The 752-nt window shown below is 70.1% G+C and carries 1 protein-coding gene; it reads right to left on the reverse strand.

Annotated features, from left to right (window positions below):
* On the reverse strand, nucleotides 1–752 hold a 752-nt coding region (locus tag K7W42_RS22780; protein WP_224577699.1), incomplete at both ends, for an AAA family ATPase.

Consider the following 752-nt stretch of genomic DNA (forward strand, 5'->3'; position numbering starts at 1 on the left):
TCGTGGTAGGCGGTGACCTTCCGGTCGGCTTCCCGCACCACCAGCGACCGGCGCTCGGGGCCCATCAGCACCCGGTCGCGCGCCTCGTCCACATCGCGCGCCGTGATCCGTCCCCGCCCTGACCGCGCCGCCAGTAGCGCCGCCTCATTGAGCAGGTTTTCCAGGTCCGCCCCCACCATCCCCGCTGTGCGCCGCGCCACCACCCCCAGGTCCACCCCGGGGTCCAGCGGCTTCTTGCGGGCGTGAATGCGCAGGATCATCTCCCGGCCCCGCACGTCCGGCGCGTCCACCATCACCTGCCGGTCAAAGCGGCCCGGACGCAGCAACGCCGCGTCGAGGACATCGGGGCGGTTGGTGGCGGCCAGGATGATGACCTCCTGTCCACTGCCGAAGCCGTCCATCTCGACGAGGAGTTGGTTGAGGGTCTGCTCGCGTTCGTCGTTGCCGCCCTGGAGGCTGACACCGCGCTTGCGGCCCACGGCGTCGATTTCGTCGATGAAGACGATGCAGGGAGCGGACTTGCGGGCCTGGTCGAAGAGGTCGCGGACGCGGGCGGCGCCGACGCCGACGAACATTTCGACGAAGTCGCTGCCCGAGATGGAGAAGTAGGGGACGCGGGCCTCGCCGGCGACGGCTTTGGCAAGGAGGGTCTTGCCGGAACCGGGGGGGCCGACGAGGAGGACGCCGTGGGGAATGCGGGCGCCGAGCTGGTGATACTTGTCGGGCTGGCGGAGGAAATCGACGACCTCGTG

Source organism: Deinococcus betulae (assembly GCF_020166395.1).
Lineage (GTDB): Bacteria > Deinococcota > Deinococci > Deinococcales > Deinococcaceae > Deinococcus > Deinococcus betulae.